Source organism: Acidovorax sp. IB03 (assembly GCF_016406015.1).
Taxonomy (GTDB): Bacteria; Pseudomonadota; Gammaproteobacteria; order Burkholderiales; family Burkholderiaceae_C; genus Acidovorax; species Acidovorax temperans.
Window position 1 is genome coordinate 15,310 of sequence record NZ_JAEFCH010000048.1, and the last position, 14,514, is coordinate 29,823.

A 14,514-nucleotide genomic window follows, 5' to 3' on the forward strand; every position below is an offset into this window, starting at 1 on the left:
CTTATTCCTCAAGCGCTAGCGGCTGTTTTTGCCAATGACTGGGCGAGGATGCCCTTGAGCTCATCGCGCAGGGCCTGGGCCTCGGCCTGCAGGCGGGCGTAGTCGGCCAGCAGCTCGTCGGGGTCATGGCTTTGCTGTTCGCCAATGTGGGGGTTCTTCTGGTCCAGGTTGTAGCCTGCGGCCTTGATCTGGTCGATGCCCACCTTCCAGGCCCGTTCGTTTTCGACGCGGGCGGCAAAGCCGTCCTGCTCGGTGCCCCACCAGGCTTTTTCTGCGTCGAACTCGTCGATGCGGATGGGCTTGGTTTTGTTGTAGGTTTTGACGCCCTGGGGGTAGGGGTGTTCGTAGTACCAAATGTGCTGGGTGGGCTGGCCTTTGGTGAAGAACAGCAGGTTGGTTTTGATGCCGGTGTAGGGCGCGAACACGCCGCCCGGCAGGCGCACGATGGTGTGCAGGTTGCAGTGCTGCAGCAGTTGTTCCTTGATGCGGGCCTTGACGCCTTCGCCAAACAAAAAACCATCGGGCAGCACCACGGCGGCGCGGCCGCCGGGTTTGAGCAGGTGCTGGATGAGCACCAGGAACAGGTCGGCGGTTTCCTTGGTGCGCACGTCGGCGGGGAAGCCCGCCTCGATGCCCGGCTCTTCAATGCCGCCAAAGGGCGGGTTGGTGAGGATGACGTTGACGCGGTCTGCCGCGGTGTAGTCGCGCAGCGGGCGGGCCAGGGTGTTGTCGTGCACGATCTGGCTGGGCACTTCGATGCCGTGCAGCAGCAGGTTGGTAACGCACAGCATGTGCGGCAGCTGCTTTTTCTCTACCCCGCGAATGCTGTTTTGCAGCACGGCTTCTTGCTCTGCGTTGTGCACTTGTTTGCGCAGGTGCTCGATGGCGCAGACGAGGAAGCCGCCGGTGCCGGTGGCCGGGTCCATGACGCTTTCGCCCAGCTGGGGGTTGGTCATGTCCACCATGAATTGGGTGACGGCGCGGGGGGTGTAGAACTCGCCCGCGTTGCCTGCGCTTTGCAGGTCGCGCAGGATTTTTTCGTACAGGTCGTTGAACTGGTGGCGTTCGGCCTGGCGGTTGAAGTCGATGGCGTTCAGCTTGTTGACCACCTGGCGCAGCAGATGACCACTCTTCATGTAGTTGTAGGCGTCTTCAAACACGCCGCGCACCACGTAGCCGCGCGGGTTGCGCTGCGGGTCGGCGCTCAGGCCCTTGAGGGCGGGGAAGAGTTGCTTGTCCACAAAGTCAAGCAGGGCGTCGCCGGTCATGCCTTCGGCATCGGCCGCCCAGTGGCGCCAGCGCAGGTGCTCGGCAATGGGGCTTTGGTAGTCGTCGCGGGTGAGTTCGAGTTCTTCTTCCAGCGCGTCAAACACCTTGAGGAACAACAGCCAGGTGAGCTGGCTGATGCGCTGGGCGTCGCCATCCACGCCAGAGTCCTGGCGCATGATGTCTTGGATGGATTTGATGACGGGGGTGAGGTTGGACATGGGGTGCGGGCTTTAAGCAAAAACAGGCTCTAGCGCTTATCTATCAAGCGCTAGCAGCTATCAAAACAGGAGTATTTGGCAGTACACAGCGGCACACAGTTAATGGGCCGGGTGCGTAGCGTACAGCGCTTGCTCCAGCGCCTGCAGTGCGCTGAGGTATTGGGGGCGGCCGCCAAAGCTGCGCACCAGCTCGACAGGGCTGCCCAGGTCGGTGAAGGGCTGGAGCTTGAAGACTTCGTTGCTCTCGATGGTGGCGATGCCTTCGTCGGCGTATTTGTCGAGCAGGGCGTCGAGCACCTTGCGGGCCACGGGGCCGTATTGGGTGAAGACGTTGCGCTTTTTGACGCGCTGGGCGCGCTCGCGGCGGGTGAGCGGGGGCTGGTCGTAGGCGACGTGCAGCAGCAGGTCGAACGGGTCGAGGTCTTTGCCGACCTCAGCGGCCAGGGCATCCAGCAGAACCCCCTCAGACTCCAGCTCGGCCAGCAAGGCGGCCTTGCGGTCGGCCTGCTGCCAGGTTTGCAGGAACTGGTCGAGCGAATCGTATTTTTTGAGCAGGTTGATGCGGGTGTAGTCGCGCAGGCTTTCGGTGATGAGCTTGCCGTCTGCATTGAGGTGTTGCACCCGCTCGCGCGCCACGGCCACGGTGACGTTGTTGCCCAGGGTGTATTTGCGGGGTGCGTCGGTGCCTGCGCCGCCCTCGCCAGGGCCTGCGGTGGTGGGCGGCCAGGCGTCAGGGCCCGCACCACCGGGCTGGGCGGTGGGAGGCCAATCCACGGGCGGGGGCGGGGCCATGGGCTCGCCGGGCTGGGGTTCGTACACCTGCACGGGCTCGCCGTCGAAGTCTTTGTCGGCAAAGAGTTCGGTGGCGCGCTTGAAGTCGAGGATGGTGAACCAGCTCTTGCCCAGGTCCTCGCGCAGGCGGGTGCCCCGGCCAATGATCTGCTTGAACAGCGTCATGGACTTGATGGTCTGGTCCAGCACGATGAGCTTGCAGGTTTGCGCATCCACGCCCGTGCTCATGAGCTTGGAGGTGACGGCGATGACGGGGTAGGTCTTCTCGGGGTCGATGAAGTTGTCCAGCTCGCGCTTGCCTTCGGTGTTGTCGCCGGTGATCTGCACCACGTATTTGGGCTGGTTTGCGCACAGGTCGGCATTGGCGTTGCTGAGTGCCTTGCGCATGCGCTCGGCGTGTTCGATGTCTTCGCAAAACACGATGGTCTTGGCGTAGCGGTCGGTGGCCTTCAGGTATTCGGTGACCTTGGCGGCCACCACGGCGTCGCGCTGCTCCATGACGAGCTTGCGGTTCATGTCTGCGCCGGTGTAGATGCGGTCCTCAATGAGGTGGCCAAACTTGTCGCGCTGGCCCTCGGTGGGGCGCCAGCCGAAAGTGTCTTTGTCCAGGTCCACGCGCACCACCTTGTAGGGCGCGAGGTAGCCGTCTTCAATGCCTTGCTTCAAGCTGTAGGTGTAGAGCGGCTCGCCAAAGTAGTCGATGTTGGAGACGTCTTCTGTCTCCTTGGGCGTGGCCGTGAGGCCGATCTGTGTGGCGCTGGCGAAGTAGGTCAGGATGTCGCGCCAGGCGGAGTCTTCTGCCGCACTGCCCCGGTGGCATTCGTCCACCACGATGAGGTCGAAAAAGTCGGGGCTGAACTGCTTGTAGATGTTGCGCTCTTCTTGCGTGCCGGTGACGGCCTGGTAGAGCGAGAGGTAGATCTCGTAGCTTTTATCGACCACCTTGGTGGTCTTGTTCACAGCCAGGTCGAGGTCTTCGATGGTGACCTGGCCTTGAGCGTCCACCCGCTCCACGCCCTTGGCGTGGGGGCTGAGCTTGGCCATCGCGCCCTTGAAGGGACGGAAGTCGTTGACCATGGTCTGGTCGATGAGGATGTTGCGGTCGGCCAAAAACAGGATGCGTTTTTTGGCCCCGCTTTTCCACAAGCGCCAGATGATCTGGAACGCGGTGTAGGTTTTGCCCGTGCCCGTGGCCATGACGAGCAGCACGCGGTTTTGGCCTGCGGCAATGGCCTCCACGGTGCGGTTGATAGCGCCCAACTGGTAGTAGCGCGGGGTTTTGCTGGGGGCGTAGTCGGTGGCGGCAATGTGCTCGACTGCAGGCGCCCAGCCCTTCCAGGCACAGTATTTGGCCCACAGCTCGGCGGGGGTAGGGAATTGGTCCAGCGTGAGGTCGCGCTCCAGCACGCCATCGGATAGGGTGGCATCGCGGAACACAAAACCGTCGCCATTGCTAGCAAAGCTGAAGGGCACGCCCAATAGCTCGGCATATTGAATGGCCTGGGGCATGCCTGCGCCGACGGAGTGTTTGGCGTCTTTGGCCTCCACCACTGCCAGCGGCACGTTGGGCTTGTGAAACAGCACGTAGTCGGCCCGCAGCATGGAGGCCTTGTCGCGGTGCGACGCCTGGCCGCGCACCACCACGCGGCCGGGGCGCAGGGTGTATTCGCGCAGGATGTGCTGTTCGCGCGTCCAGCCCGCTTGCACCATTGCGGGTGTGATGAAACGGTCGCAGATGTCGGTTTCGCTGAGATGGGCTTTGGACGGCACGCTCACAGATCAGTCTTTCTGGGCTGGGCTACACAGGGGGGAAGCGCTGAGTATGGCCCAATTGTCACAAGATGTTGAACCCATACCAGCCGAACCAAACCGGTAACCCGCTGGCACAATCCCACCCCCATGCGCTCCCCCATCTCCATCGTCGACGTCGACCGCCCCGACACCTGGTCCCGCTACCGTGCGGGCCTGTGCGAGACCTGCGCGGCCAACTGCTGCACCATGCCGCTGGAGGTGCAGCTATCGGACCTGGTGCGGCTGGGGCTGGTGGATGCGTTTGAGGCCGAGCACGAGGAGCCCCGACACATTGCCAAGCGGCTGCAAAAGGCGCGGCTGATTGACCACTTCAACCACAAGAACGTGATCTTCACCATGGCGCGGCGGGGCGGTGGGGACTGCAATTTTCTCGACCCCAAAACGCGGCTGTGCACGGTGTATGACCAGCGGCCCGAAACCTGCCGCCTGCATCCGCAGAAGAAGAGCCCCAAGCCGGGTTACTGCGCGTATGGGCGGCGCGGGGGCTGAGGTGATCCTCGGCACACACCGCCACGGCCATGAAGGCAGTCGCCCTGCCGGTGATTGACCCGGCCCGGTGCACGGGCTGCGGCTGGTGCGTGGCGGTGTGCCCGCCGCATGTGCTGTCGCTGCAGGTGCTGGGGGACAGCCGCTGGGGGCCGAAGCGGTCGGTGCTGGACGATGCGCCGGGGTGCACGGGCTGTGCGCTGTGTGCGGTGCGCTGCCCTTTTGATGCGATTGCGATGCGGCGTTGTCCCACAGCCAAGCCAGCGCAGCCGTGATGAGATGGGGCCTTTGGGGGCCCCAGGGCCCCAGCACACCAAGGAGTTCACCATGTCTGAAAAGAAAGCCAGCGTTCACTGGGAAGGGGCCGGCAAGGCAGGCCAGGGCCAGATCAGCACCGAGACGGGCGCGCTGGACCGCTACCCCTACGGCTTTGCCAGCCGGTTTGGCGACGACCGCAAGGGCACCAACCCCGAAGAGATTCTGGGCGCGGCCCATGCGGCCTGTTTCACGATGGCGTTTTCATTTGCGGCCGAGAAGGCGGGCGCGGCCACCGAATCTGTGGACACCACCGCCAGCGTGCGCTTGAGCAAGGACGGCGACGGCTTTGTGATTGACCGCATTGCACTCACGCTGAAGGCCAAGGTGCCGGGCCTGGACGACGCGGCCTTTCAAAAACTGGCGGCTGATGCCAAGGCCAACTGCCCTTTGTCGAAAGCGCTGGCTGCGGTGCCCGAGATCACGCTGGAAGCACAGCTGGTGCCCTGAACGGGTCCGAGCGGCAGCGGCTTCAAGCAAAATAGCCACTAGCGCCCGTATAGCAAGCACCGATAGCTCTCAAAATAATAGCAATCATTGTCTGCAAACGCCCACGCGCCGTGCGCAGGTGACGGGGCTGGGGCGGTGCGCTACACTGGCCGCCTCATGTCGTTCACTCCATCTACCGTCATCGCACCTGCCGCAGCCTTTGCGTGCATGGGCATGATGCTGCCTGCGTTCACGCGGGCGATGGGCGCACGAATGATGATCGCCATTACCACCGCGGCCACCTGAGCGCAGCGCAGGTGGCCGTTTCGGCAGCCACCTGGTGATCGCTCTCTCTTCCCCCACAAGACGAATGCACGAAACCCAGCTCTGGCAGCTGGGTTTTTTTATGCCTTGCGCAAAACAGGGCTGAGGCAGGCGGTTTGCCCCAGGGCAATCCGGCTGTTGCACCCGATTTGCGCAAGTCGTGTTTGTTCGTTCGTTTGATGTTTGGAGAAGCCGATGTACCGCGATCCTGTCGAGAGTCTTGAGCCCCAGTCCAGCCACGCCGCCGCGTTGGCACCCCGCCCGCTGCGCGTGGGCATGATTGGCATTGGCACCGTGGGCTCGGGCACGTTCCGCGTGCTGGCACGCAACCAGGCCGAGATTGCGGGGCGCGCGGGGCGGGGCATCAAGCTGGTGATGGTGTGCGCCCGCAGCCTGGCCCGCGCGATGCGCGTGGTGGGCAGAGATGCCGCGCTGACCAACGACCCGATGCTGGTGGCCACGCACCCCGATGTGGATGTGGTGGTGGAAGTGGCCGGGGGCACCAGCCCCGCACGCGAATGGGTGCTGGCCGCCATCCGCGCGGGCAAGCATGTGGTCACGGCCAACAAGGCACTGCTGGCCACGCACGGCAACGAAATCTTTGCCGCCGCCCGCCAGCACGGCGTGACAGTGGCATATGAGGGCGCGGTGGCCGTGAGCATTCCCATCATCAAGGCGCTGCGCGAGGGCCTCACGGCCAACCGCATCGAGTGGGTGGCGGGCATCATCAACGGCACCACCAATTTCATCCTGAGCAAGATGCGTGACGAGGGCCTGGGTTTTGCCGAGGCGCTGTCGCAAGCACAGGCGCTGGGCTATGCCGAAGCAGACTCGACCTTCGACATCGAAGGCATCGACGCAGCGCACAAGATCACGCTGCTGGCGGCCAATGCGTTTGGCATGCCGGTGCGTTTTGCCGATGCGCAGGTGGAGGGCATCACCCGCCTGCAGGGGCTGGACGTGGCCTGCGCCGAGCAACTGGGCTATCGCATCAAGCTGCTGGGCGTGGCCCGGCGGCGCAAGGAGGGCGATGCCGATGGCGTGGAACTGCGCGTGCAGCCCGCGCTGGTGCCCGCCACGCATTTGCTGGCGCAGGTGAATGGCTCGATGAACGCGGTGATGGTGAAGGGCGATGCGGCGGGCGTGACGATGTTCTATGGCGCGGGCGCAGGGTCAGAGCAAACAGCATCGGCCGTGATTGCCGACCTGGTGGACGTGGCCCGGCTGCAGGGCACCACGCCCGCACAGCGCGTGCCGCACCAGGGCTTTCACGCCCACGCGGTGAATGAGCAACTGGCCGTGCTGCCACGCGCAGCCGTGCACACCCGCCACTACCTGCGCGTGCCTGTGCACACCGCGCAGCAAATGGACGAGATGAGTGCATGGCTGGCAGCGCAGCAGGTGCCAGTGCAGCGCGTGGAACTGGCTCGCGACCAGGCGCTGCCCGCTGGCAGCGGCCCCGAGGCACAAGCGCAGGTGCTGGTGCTGACCGACGCCGTGGCCCAGGCCACGGTGGACCGGGCCGTGCACGCGCTGGCCGACCACCCGGCGGTGGCGGGGCCGGTGGTGACGCTGCGGGTGGAATGGCTAGAGGGGTGAGGGCGTGGCGGCGGGGTGCCGCTGCCCTGCACCACCTTGAAGCCAAAACAGGCTCCAGCGCTTTACTATCAAGCGCTATCAGCTATTGATTCAATAGCAACTTCACCACACATCTCAGCCCATCAACCGCCCCTGCACCAGCGCCGCCATGTCTTCGGCGGCGGGGGTGCCTTCGGCCAGCAGGCCCTGCACCACGCCCGCGCGGTCTGCGTCGGTGCGGTTCTGGCTCACCTTCCACAGGCCTTCCCAGCGCTGCACTTCCAGCGCCACACCCACGATGGCGCGCTGCATTTTTTCCAGGTAATCAGGCGGGGCATCGTCCACCCGCCAGGGGTGCGGGCGGTGGGCTTCTTGTGCATCGCTCAGGCGGTGCAGCATGTCGCGCAAAGGGCCTTCGCCGTCCAGCACGCGCAGGGTGCCGTGGGCGTGCACGGCGGCGTAGTTCCAGGTGGGCACCTGTTTGCCGTCCACCGCCTTGGACGGGTACCACGATGGCGAGATGTACGCCTGCGGCCCATGGAAGACGGCCACGGCCTGCTGCGGCAGCAGGGGCCACACGCCATTGGCCCGCGCCACATGGCCCAGCAGCGTGCCGTGCGGGCCCTGGTGCGGGTCGAGGAACAAGGGGATGTGATTGGCGTGCAGCGCCCCCTCGTGCGCAATGACCAGCGTGGCCAGCGGCTGCGTGCGCACCAGCGCCTGCAGGGTGGCAGGGTCCGTCACCTGAAACTGGCGGTTGGCGTTGGCCATGTCAGGCACCTTCCGTTTGCAAGACGGGCGCGCAGTCGATCTGCGTCTTGACCGAGTTGGCCAGAAAGCACGCCGCATGCGCCTGGTGGTGCAGGTCGGCCAGCACCGCCGCAGTGGGCGCGCGGGCTGCATCAAACACCGTGACCGGGCGCAACTGCACATGGCTAACCACCAGGCGGCCTTCAGCATCCTGGGCCATGGTGCCCGTGGCCGCGTCGGTGTAGCGGTTCACGCGCCAGCCCGCGCGGCTGGCAATGTCCAAAAACCACAGCATGTGGCAACTGGCCAGGGCGGCGATGTAGGCCTCTTCAGGGTCCACCGCCGCGGCATCCGAGTAGGGCAGGGGCACCACATGGGGCGACGAGGACGCCGCCACGGTGGCGCCGCCATCAAACTGCCACTGGTGGCTGCGGTGGTAGCGCTGGTCCAGAAAGTCATCGGTGCCACGGGTCCAGACGACGGTAGCGGTGTGCGGTGCGGCCATGGGTGAAGTTCCAACGGGGGTTTCTACAATGGTTCTTCAGTTTAGGTGCCACAGGGCATCTACAGGGAGCCAATTCGTGCCCATTGCCAGAGCCAATTCCACACCCGGCGCCGCGCCTTCATCGGCCACCTTGCGCCAGCAGGTGTATGCGCAATTGCGCAGCGCCATCGAGCAGGGCCGCTGGCCTGCGGGCACGCGGCTGCCGCCTTCTCGCACGCACGCGGGGCTGCTGGGCGTATCGCGCAACACGGTGCTGTGGGCCGTGCAGCGCCTGCTGGCCGAAGGCTATGTCGAGGCCCGCGTGGGCGATGGCACCTATGTGGCGCAAGCCCTGGCCCTGCGCCCGCGTGCCAGCGCCCCCGCGCTGGCAATGCCGCCCCGGGGCCTGTCGCAGCGCGGGCAGCTGGTGGCCGACACGGCCGCACGCTGGCGCCCGCCGCTGGTGCCGGCGCGGGCCTTTCGCATTGGCGCGCCCGAGGTGGCCAGTTTTCCGTTTGCCGTGTGGGACCGCCTCGCTCGCAAGGCCAGCCAGGCCCAGCGCACCGCCCGCGCCCACTACCTGGACCCGGCGGGCGACCCTGACCTGCGCCAGGCCGTGGCGCAGTGGTTGTGGGCATCGCGCGGCATTCGCTGCGATGCAGCGCAGGTGGTGGTGTGCTCGGGCTCGCAGCAGGGCATCGATTTGATCGCGCGCCTGCTGCTGGATGTGGGCGACGAGGTGCTGGTGGAAGACCCTGGCTACCCCGGTATCCGCGCCAGCCTGCTGGGGCACGGCGCACTGGCAAGGCCTGTGCCGCTGGATGAACGCGGGCTGTGCATTGCACAGGGCGCTGCGCAGTGGCCCGCCGCGCGCATGGCGGTGGTCACGCCCACGCACCAGTTCCCCACCGGTGTGCGCATGGATTTGCCACGCCGCCAGGCCCTGCTGCAATGGGCGCGCGAGCACGATGCCTGGGTGGTGGAAGACGACTACGACGGCGAATTTCAATACGGCAATGCCGCCCAGCGCGTGCCTGCGCTGTGCAGCCTGCCGGGGTCGGAGCGGGTGCTGTACGTGGGCACCTTCAGCAAAACGCTGCACCCCGGCCTGCGCCTGGGCTTTGTGGTGGTGCCACCTGCGCTGGTCGAAGCCTTTGCCATGGCCCGCGCCATCACCGACCGGCACGCGCCGGGCGATGCGCAGGCCGTGCTGGCCCGCTTCATTGCAGAAGGCCACCTGCTGCGCCACTTGCGCCGCATGCGCGAGCTGTACCTGCACCGCCAGCAATGGCTGATCGACACCCTGGCCGATGCCAGCGACGGCGCACTGCAATTGCAGCCCAGCGACCGGGGCATGCACCTGCTGCACGAAGTGCCGGTGGGCATTGACGACGAGCCCCTGGCCCGCAGCGTGCAGGCGGCGGGCGTGATGCTGGCCCCGCTGTCGCGCTATGCCGTGCAATCAGACCGCCGTGGCTGGCTGTTTGGCTACGCGGGTTATGGCGATGAAGACATTCGCGCTGCAGCGCGGGTGGTGGGGGCGCTGGCGCAGCGCGCTAGCAAGGCCTGAAGACTCACCGATCACGCAGCGCTCAGGGCCTGCTCCACCAGCGCCAGCCCTTGCGCCGCGCCCAGGCGCAAGCCCACGTCGCTGCGGGTAGGCACCTCGCATTCACGGGGGTTGATGCGAATGAGGCGGCCACCGTGCGCGTGAAGAATGCGGTGGCTGAAGTGGCGCACGGACGGAATGGCCGTGCCCGCACCCAGCTCGATCACCACCGGGCGGCGCACGCCATGCAGCCAGCGCTGCTGGTGTGCGTGCTGGGCGGCGGTGCGCGCCTCCAGCCAGTCCCAGTCGTTGAACATGAGGATGTTGGGCCGCGCCAGGCCACCGCAGTGGGGACAGCGCGGGGGTGCATTGCGCAGGCGGCAGGTGGCTTCGTCCACATCAGGCACAAAATCATCTGCAGGCCAGATGGCGTCGCTGCAGCCTTCCAGGCACTGCAGATGGTGGATGGAGCCGTGGCATTCATGCACCGCGTCGGCAAAGTAGCCTGCCATCTGGAACTGCCCGTCCACATTGCTGGTGAACACGCTCAGGCCCTGGTGCATGCGCGCGCCCCAGCGCTGCAGTTGCCCAAAGCCCGCGTGGGGCACCGTGCGGCGGTACAGCGCCAGCCGGTGGCCGTAAAAGCCCCAGGCCAGTTCGGGCGCCTCACGAAACGCTGCGGGCGAAGCGATGGAGGCAAAGTCCAGCCGCGCCTGCGCCAGCGCGGGGTAGGCGCGCCAGAACCCTTCGTTGCCCCGGAAGTCGGGCAGGCCGGAATCCACCCCCATGCCGGCACCAGCGGCCACGATGAGGGCGTCGGCCTGCTCCAGCAAAGCGGCCGCGTGCTCGGCAGCAGCGCGTGTGGCGGGGTCGGTGGGGTGGGTGTGCATGGGGGTCTCCTGGCGCGCCAAGGATAAGAGCGGCTAACAAAACTCAGCGAAGCGGTTCTGGCTAGGCGCTGTGTCGTAGGCAGTACGAGCAGTACGACAAGACACAGCAACGACGCCAGAAGAGTTTTGTTAGCCGCTCTAAAGCCGGGCACCACCCAGCGGCGGGGTTTTGCACTACGCTGTGGCACCACGGCGCTGCGCGCCCGGCTTTTTTCAACCTCCGTCTGATACCCATGCCCCTGGAACCCTACCTTGACACCACGCCCCTGCTGGGCAGCCATGTTTTCGTGCACTCCAGCGCACAAGTGATCGGCGATGTGCAACTGGGCGATGACAGCTCGGTGTGGTGCAACGCCGTGCTGCGCGGCGATGTGAACCGCATCACCGTGGGCCGCTGCAGCAACGTGCAGGACCTGACCATGGGCCATGTCTCGCACCGCAATGCCAGCAAGCCCGAGGGCTCGCCGCTGGTGATTGGCGACTACGTCACGGTGGGCCACTCGGTCATCCTGCACGGCTGCCGCATTGGCAACGAATGCCTCATCGGCATGGGCTCCATCGTGATGGACGACGCGGTGATCGAAGACCGCGTGATGCTGGGCGCAGGCAGCCTGGTGCCGCCGGGCAAGGTGCTGGAAAGCGGCAACCTCTACATCGGCCGCCCCGCCGTGCGCCAGCGCGCGCTGACCGAAGCGGAGATCGCCTACCTGAAGTATTCGGCCGAACACTACGTGCGCGTGAAGAACAACTACCTGGCGGGCAGCCCCGCCGCACCGTTGCCAGAGGCAGCGGCCAGCAAGGGGCAAGGCACACCCGGATAATCCGGGGCCTGCACCGACCTTTTCACGGCGGCACCGCTTGCTCTCCGTATCCACCATGTCCGCCGTCACGCCAACGCCACCCGCCCTTCGCGTCCTGTCCGTCATCCCGCCGATGACGCAACTGAACACGCCCTACCCGTCTACTGCCTACCTCACGGGGTTCTTGCGTTCGCGCGGGGTGGATGCGGTGCAGGAAGACCTGGCGCTGGCCCTGGTGCTGCGCCTGCTCTCACCCGAAGGGCTGCGCGCCATTGCAGCCAAGGTGGATGCGCTGCCGCCCAAAAAGCGCAGCGCTGCTGTGCAGAGCTTTGCCGAGCAGCAAGACCGCTACCTCGCCACCATCGGCCCCGCCATCGCCTTTTTGCAGGGGCGCGACAGCACGCTGGCGCACCGCATCGTGGGCCGCCACTACCTGCCCGAGGGGCCCCGCTTTGCATCGCTGGATGTGTACGTGGATGACGAAGGCGGCGACCCGCTGGGCTGGGCCTTTGGCACCCTGGGCCTGACGGACAAGGCCAAGCACCTGGCCACGCTGTATTTGAACGACCTGGCCGATGTGCTGCGCGATGCGGTGGACGAGCGTTTTGAATTTGTGCGCTATGCCGAATCGCTGGCGGGCAGCCAACCCACGTTCGACCCGCTGGCCACCGCACTGGCTGCGCCGCCCACGCTGGTCGATGAGTTGCTGGAGCAACTCACGCACGAAGCGATCGCCAAGCACCAGCCCAACGTGGTGCTGCTATCCGTGCCCTTCCCCGGCTCGGTGTATGCGGCCTTTCGCATTGCGCAGGCCATCAAGGCGCGGCACCCGCACATCACCACCGTGCTGGGCGGCGGCTTTGTGAACACCGAGCTGCGCGAGCTGGCCGAGCCGCGTGTGTTCGACCACTTTGATTACGTGACGCTCGACTCCGGCGAACGCCCGCTGCTGGCGCTGCTGGAACACCTGCGCGGCGAACGCGGCCGCCAGCGGCTGGTGCGCACCTTTGTGCGCAACGACGGGCAGGTGCAGTACATCAACATGATGGAAGCCGACATCGCCTTTGCCGAGGTGGGCACCCCCACCTGGGACGGACTGCCGCTGGACCGCTACCTGTCGCTGCTCGACATGCTCAATCCCATGCACCGGCTGTGGAGCGATGGGCGCTGGAACAAGCTCACCGTGGCGCATGGCTGCTACTGGAAGAAGTGCAGTTTTTGCGATGTGAGCCTGGACTACATCAGCCGCTACGAAGGCGCGAGCGCCGCCGTGCTGGCCGACCGCATCGAGCAGATCGTGCGCGAAACAGGGCAGACCGGCTTTCACTTTGTGGACGAAGCCGCACCGCCCAAGGCGCTCAAGGCACTGGCCAGCGAACTGATTGCGCGCGGCACTGGCATCAGCTGGTGGGGCAATGTGCGGTTTGAAAAAACCTTCACGCCCGAGCTGGCCGAACTGCTGGCCGACAGCGGTTGCATCGCCATCTCGGGTGGTCTGGAAGTCGCGTCAGACCGGCTGCTCAACCTGATGAAAAAAGGCGTGTCCGTGGACCAGGTGGCCCGCGTCACCAAGGCGTTCACTGACGCTGGCATCCTGGTGCATGCGTACCTGATGTATGGCTTCCCCACCCAGACGGTGCAGGACACCGTGGACGCGCTCGAATACGTGCGCCAGCTGTTTGCCAACGGCTGCATCCAGAGCGGGTTCTTTCACCGCTTTGCCTGCACCGTGCATTCCCCTGTGGGCAAGAACCCCGAGGAATACGGCGTGACGCTGGCCCCGCTGCCACCGGGCGACTTTGCCAAGAACGACGTGGCCTTCATCGACCCCACGGGCGTGGACCACGACGCGCTGGGCGCGGGGCTCAAGAAAGCCATCTACAACTACATGCACGGCATTGGGCTGGAAGAAGACGTGCGCATGTGGTTCCCGTTCAAGGTACCCAAGACCACGGTGCGGCGCGACCGCATTGAGCGCGCGCTGCGCGAGCGCGGCTGACCGCACCCGGCAGTTTTGAGCCTTTTTGGCCTATAGCGCCCGTCCAACAAGCGCCAGTAGCTATTAAAACAATAGCATCTAAGATCATCTGGCCTTGAGGCTGAGGCCTGCGCCGTGCAGGCCCTGATCCACCCCGTCACTTCTTTTGCTGCTGGTAGGCGCGGTGCATGGGCGGGCCTTTGTCGGTGTCGGTCAGGCCCCGGGTCACATCCTCGTAGGCCTGGCGCACTTCGCGCGACGGAATACCGCCCGTCATGTCCGTCGCTTCATCGCGTTCGTGCGGCAAGCGGGCTTCGGGCTCTTGCAAGGCTTCCGGGTGGCTCTTTGGCGTTTGCGCCTGCGCTTCGGGGCGCTGGGTGGTGTCCACCCGCCGCTCGGTGCGCACCGGCACGGGCGAGGCAGGCTCCTTGCGCTCGTCGGGCAGGGCATCTGGCGCGGGGCCGGGGAGGTTGGCGGGCGAAGGGGTGGGGTGTGGAGGGTTTTTCATGGCCTCCACGCTAAAAGCCGATTTACGTCAGCCCTGTAGGTGGGAGCGCACTCTGTGCGCAGGAAAATCACTTTGAATAATCTTAAGACACGGGGATGTGAATATATCCTCATCGAGGCCAGAGATTTTCAGTGATTATTTAATGGAAACCAACTTTCGCCCTCAGAAAAATTACCACCTCACCGTAGCATTATTTTTCGAATATCGGATCAAGCAATTTCATTGAAAAGCGACACACGGCCTCTGCCTTGGCGTTTGGCTTCGTAGCAGGCGGCATCGGCTTTGTTGCATAAATCGGCCATAGGCCAAGGCATCCCCAATCCCAAAAAGAT

The 14,514-nt window shown here is 65.3% G+C and carries 14 protein-coding genes; 8 read left to right on the top strand and 6 right to left on the bottom strand.

Features of this window, described 5'->3' with window-relative positions; all coding sequences use genetic code 11:
• Nucleotides 1-8: 8 nt before the first annotated feature.
• Both IHV84_RS18340 and hsdR read right to left on the bottom strand, forming a co-directional pair.
• A complete protein-coding gene (locus tag IHV84_RS18340; protein ID WP_198847933.1) occupies nt 9-1,487 on the bottom strand; it encodes a class I SAM-dependent DNA methyltransferase in 1,479 nt (492 codons plus the stop codon).
• A gap of 99 nt (nt 1,488-1,586) precedes the next feature.
• The gene (gene hsdR, locus IHV84_RS18345) at nt 1,587-3,989 is read right to left on the bottom strand and encodes an EcoAI/FtnUII family type I restriction enzme subunit R (RefSeq protein ID WP_198847944.1); all 2,403 of its coding nucleotides are present in this window, start codon (nt 3,987-3,989) and stop codon (nt 1,587-1,589) included.
• 189 nt (nt 3,990-4,178) lie between these two features.
• On the opposite strand from hsdR, the gene IHV84_RS18350 reads away from it, so the two are divergent.
• The 5 genes from IHV84_RS18350 (at nt 4,179) to IHV84_RS18365 (ending at nt 7,244) form a co-directional block, all read left to right on the top strand.
• The gene (locus tag IHV84_RS18350; RefSeq protein WP_198847934.1) at nt 4,179-4,580 is read left to right on the top strand and encodes a YkgJ family cysteine cluster protein; all 402 of its coding nucleotides are present in this window, start codon (nt 4,179-4,181) and stop codon (nt 4,578-4,580) included.
• A gap of 29 nt (nt 4,581-4,609) precedes the next feature.
• Nucleotides 4,610-4,852, top strand: a complete 243-nt coding sequence (locus IHV84_RS18355) for an ATP-binding protein (RefSeq protein ID WP_198847935.1) — start codon at nt 4,610-4,612, stop codon at nt 4,850-4,852.
• A gap of 52 nt (nt 4,853-4,904) precedes the next feature.
• Entirely contained in the window at nt 4,905-5,342 is a 438-nt protein-coding gene (locus IHV84_RS18360; RefSeq protein WP_198847936.1) for an OsmC family protein, read from the top strand.
• A 156-nt stretch (nt 5,343-5,498) separates the two neighbouring features.
• Nucleotides 5,499-5,627 carry a hypothetical protein gene (locus IHV84_RS20655; RefSeq protein WP_255524169.1) on the top strand — a complete coding sequence of 43 codons (129 nt, stop codon included), beginning with the start codon at nt 5,499-5,501 and terminating at the stop codon, nt 5,625-5,627.
• Nucleotides 5,628-5,840: 213 nt separating this feature from the next.
• Nucleotides 5,841-7,244: a homoserine dehydrogenase gene (locus IHV84_RS18365; protein ID WP_198847937.1), complete on the top strand. Its 1,404-nt coding sequence runs from the start codon at nt 5,841-5,843 to the stop codon at nt 7,242-7,244.
• A 114-nt stretch (nt 7,245-7,358) separates the two neighbouring features.
• Here IHV84_RS18365 and IHV84_RS18370 read toward each other — a convergent pair whose 3' ends face one another.
• Nucleotides 7,359-7,994, bottom strand: a complete 636-nt coding sequence (locus IHV84_RS18370; RefSeq protein WP_198847938.1) for an FMN-binding negative transcriptional regulator — start codon at nt 7,992-7,994, stop codon at nt 7,359-7,361.
• A 1-nt stretch (nt 7,995) separates the two neighbouring features.
• Complete coding sequence (locus tag IHV84_RS18375; protein WP_198847939.1) at nt 7,996-8,478, bottom strand: OsmC family protein; 483 nt, start codon at nt 8,476-8,478, stop codon at nt 7,996-7,998.
• Nucleotides 8,479-8,554: 76 nt separating this feature from the next.
• Between IHV84_RS18375 and IHV84_RS18380 the strand changes: the two genes are divergently transcribed.
• Complete coding sequence (locus IHV84_RS18380; protein ID WP_370541317.1) at nt 8,555-10,027, top strand: PLP-dependent aminotransferase family protein; 1,473 nt, start codon at nt 8,555-8,557, stop codon at nt 10,025-10,027.
• An 11-nt stretch (nt 10,028-10,038) separates the two neighbouring features.
• On the opposite strand, the gene IHV84_RS18385 is transcribed toward IHV84_RS18380, so the two are convergent.
• The gene (locus tag IHV84_RS18385) at nt 10,039-10,896 is read right to left on the bottom strand and encodes a Sir2 family NAD-dependent protein deacetylase (protein WP_198847941.1); all 858 of its coding nucleotides are present in this window, start codon (nt 10,894-10,896) and stop codon (nt 10,039-10,041) included.
• A 233-nt stretch (nt 10,897-11,129) separates the two neighbouring features.
• On the opposite strand from IHV84_RS18385, the gene IHV84_RS18390 reads away from it, so the two are divergent.
• Both IHV84_RS18390 and IHV84_RS18395 read left to right on the top strand, forming a co-directional pair.
• Nucleotides 11,130-11,717, top strand: a complete 588-nt coding sequence (locus IHV84_RS18390) for a gamma carbonic anhydrase family protein (protein WP_198847942.1) — start codon at nt 11,130-11,132, stop codon at nt 11,715-11,717.
• 55 nt (nt 11,718-11,772) lie between these two features.
• Nucleotides 11,773-13,695, top strand: a complete 1,923-nt coding sequence (locus IHV84_RS18395) for a radical SAM protein (RefSeq protein WP_198847943.1) — start codon at nt 11,773-11,775, stop codon at nt 13,693-13,695.
• Between the two features lie 136 nt (nt 13,696-13,831).
• Here the strand turns inward: IHV84_RS18395 and IHV84_RS18400 are convergent, their stop codons facing one another.
• Nucleotides 13,832-14,182, bottom strand: coding sequence for a hypothetical protein (locus IHV84_RS18400; RefSeq protein ID WP_233100121.1), 351 nt, complete (start codon nt 14,180-14,182; stop codon nt 13,832-13,834).
• Nucleotides 14,183-14,514 lie beyond the last annotated feature (332 nt).

What these genes read in the sequence shown, in the direction of transcription:
- IHV84_RS18400 (WP_233100121.1), bottom strand. Translation starts at nt 14,182, where the DNA reads ATGAAAAACCCTCCACACCCCACCCCTTCGCCCGCCAACCTCCCCGGC.
- IHV84_RS18375 (WP_198847939.1), bottom strand. Translation starts at nt 8,478, where the DNA reads ATGGCCGCACCGCACACCGCTACCGTCGTCTGGACCCGTGGCACCGAT.
- IHV84_RS18360 (WP_198847936.1), top strand. Translation starts at nt 4,905, where the DNA reads ATGTCTGAAAAGAAAGCCAGCGTTCACTGGGAAGGGGCCGGCAAGGCA.
- IHV84_RS18340 (WP_198847933.1), bottom strand. Translation starts at nt 1,487, where the DNA reads ATGTCCAACCTCACCCCCGTCATCAAATCCATCCAAGACATCATGCGC.
- hsdR (WP_198847944.1), bottom strand. Translation starts at nt 3,989, where the DNA reads ATGGTGCAAGCGGGCTGGACGCGCGAACAGCACATCCTGCGCGAATAC.
- IHV84_RS18365 (WP_198847937.1), top strand. Translation starts at nt 5,841, where the DNA reads ATGTACCGCGATCCTGTCGAGAGTCTTGAGCCCCAGTCCAGCCACGCC.
- IHV84_RS18390 (WP_198847942.1), top strand. Translation starts at nt 11,130, where the DNA reads ATGCCCCTGGAACCCTACCTTGACACCACGCCCCTGCTGGGCAGCCAT.
- IHV84_RS18395 (WP_198847943.1), top strand. Translation starts at nt 11,773, where the DNA reads ATGTCCGCCGTCACGCCAACGCCACCCGCCCTTCGCGTCCTGTCCGTC.
- IHV84_RS18370 (WP_198847938.1), bottom strand. Translation starts at nt 7,994, where the DNA reads ATGGCCAACGCCAACCGCCAGTTTCAGGTGACGGACCCTGCCACCCTG.
- IHV84_RS18385 (WP_198847941.1), bottom strand. Translation starts at nt 10,896, where the DNA reads ATGCACACCCACCCCACCGACCCCGCCACACGCGCTGCTGCCGAGCAC.
- IHV84_RS18355 (WP_198847935.1), top strand. Translation starts at nt 4,610, where the DNA reads ATGAAGGCAGTCGCCCTGCCGGTGATTGACCCGGCCCGGTGCACGGGC.
- IHV84_RS18350 (WP_198847934.1), top strand. Translation starts at nt 4,179, where the DNA reads ATGCGCTCCCCCATCTCCATCGTCGACGTCGACCGCCCCGACACCTGG.
- IHV84_RS20655 (WP_255524169.1), top strand. Translation starts at nt 5,499, where the DNA reads ATGTCGTTCACTCCATCTACCGTCATCGCACCTGCCGCAGCCTTTGCG.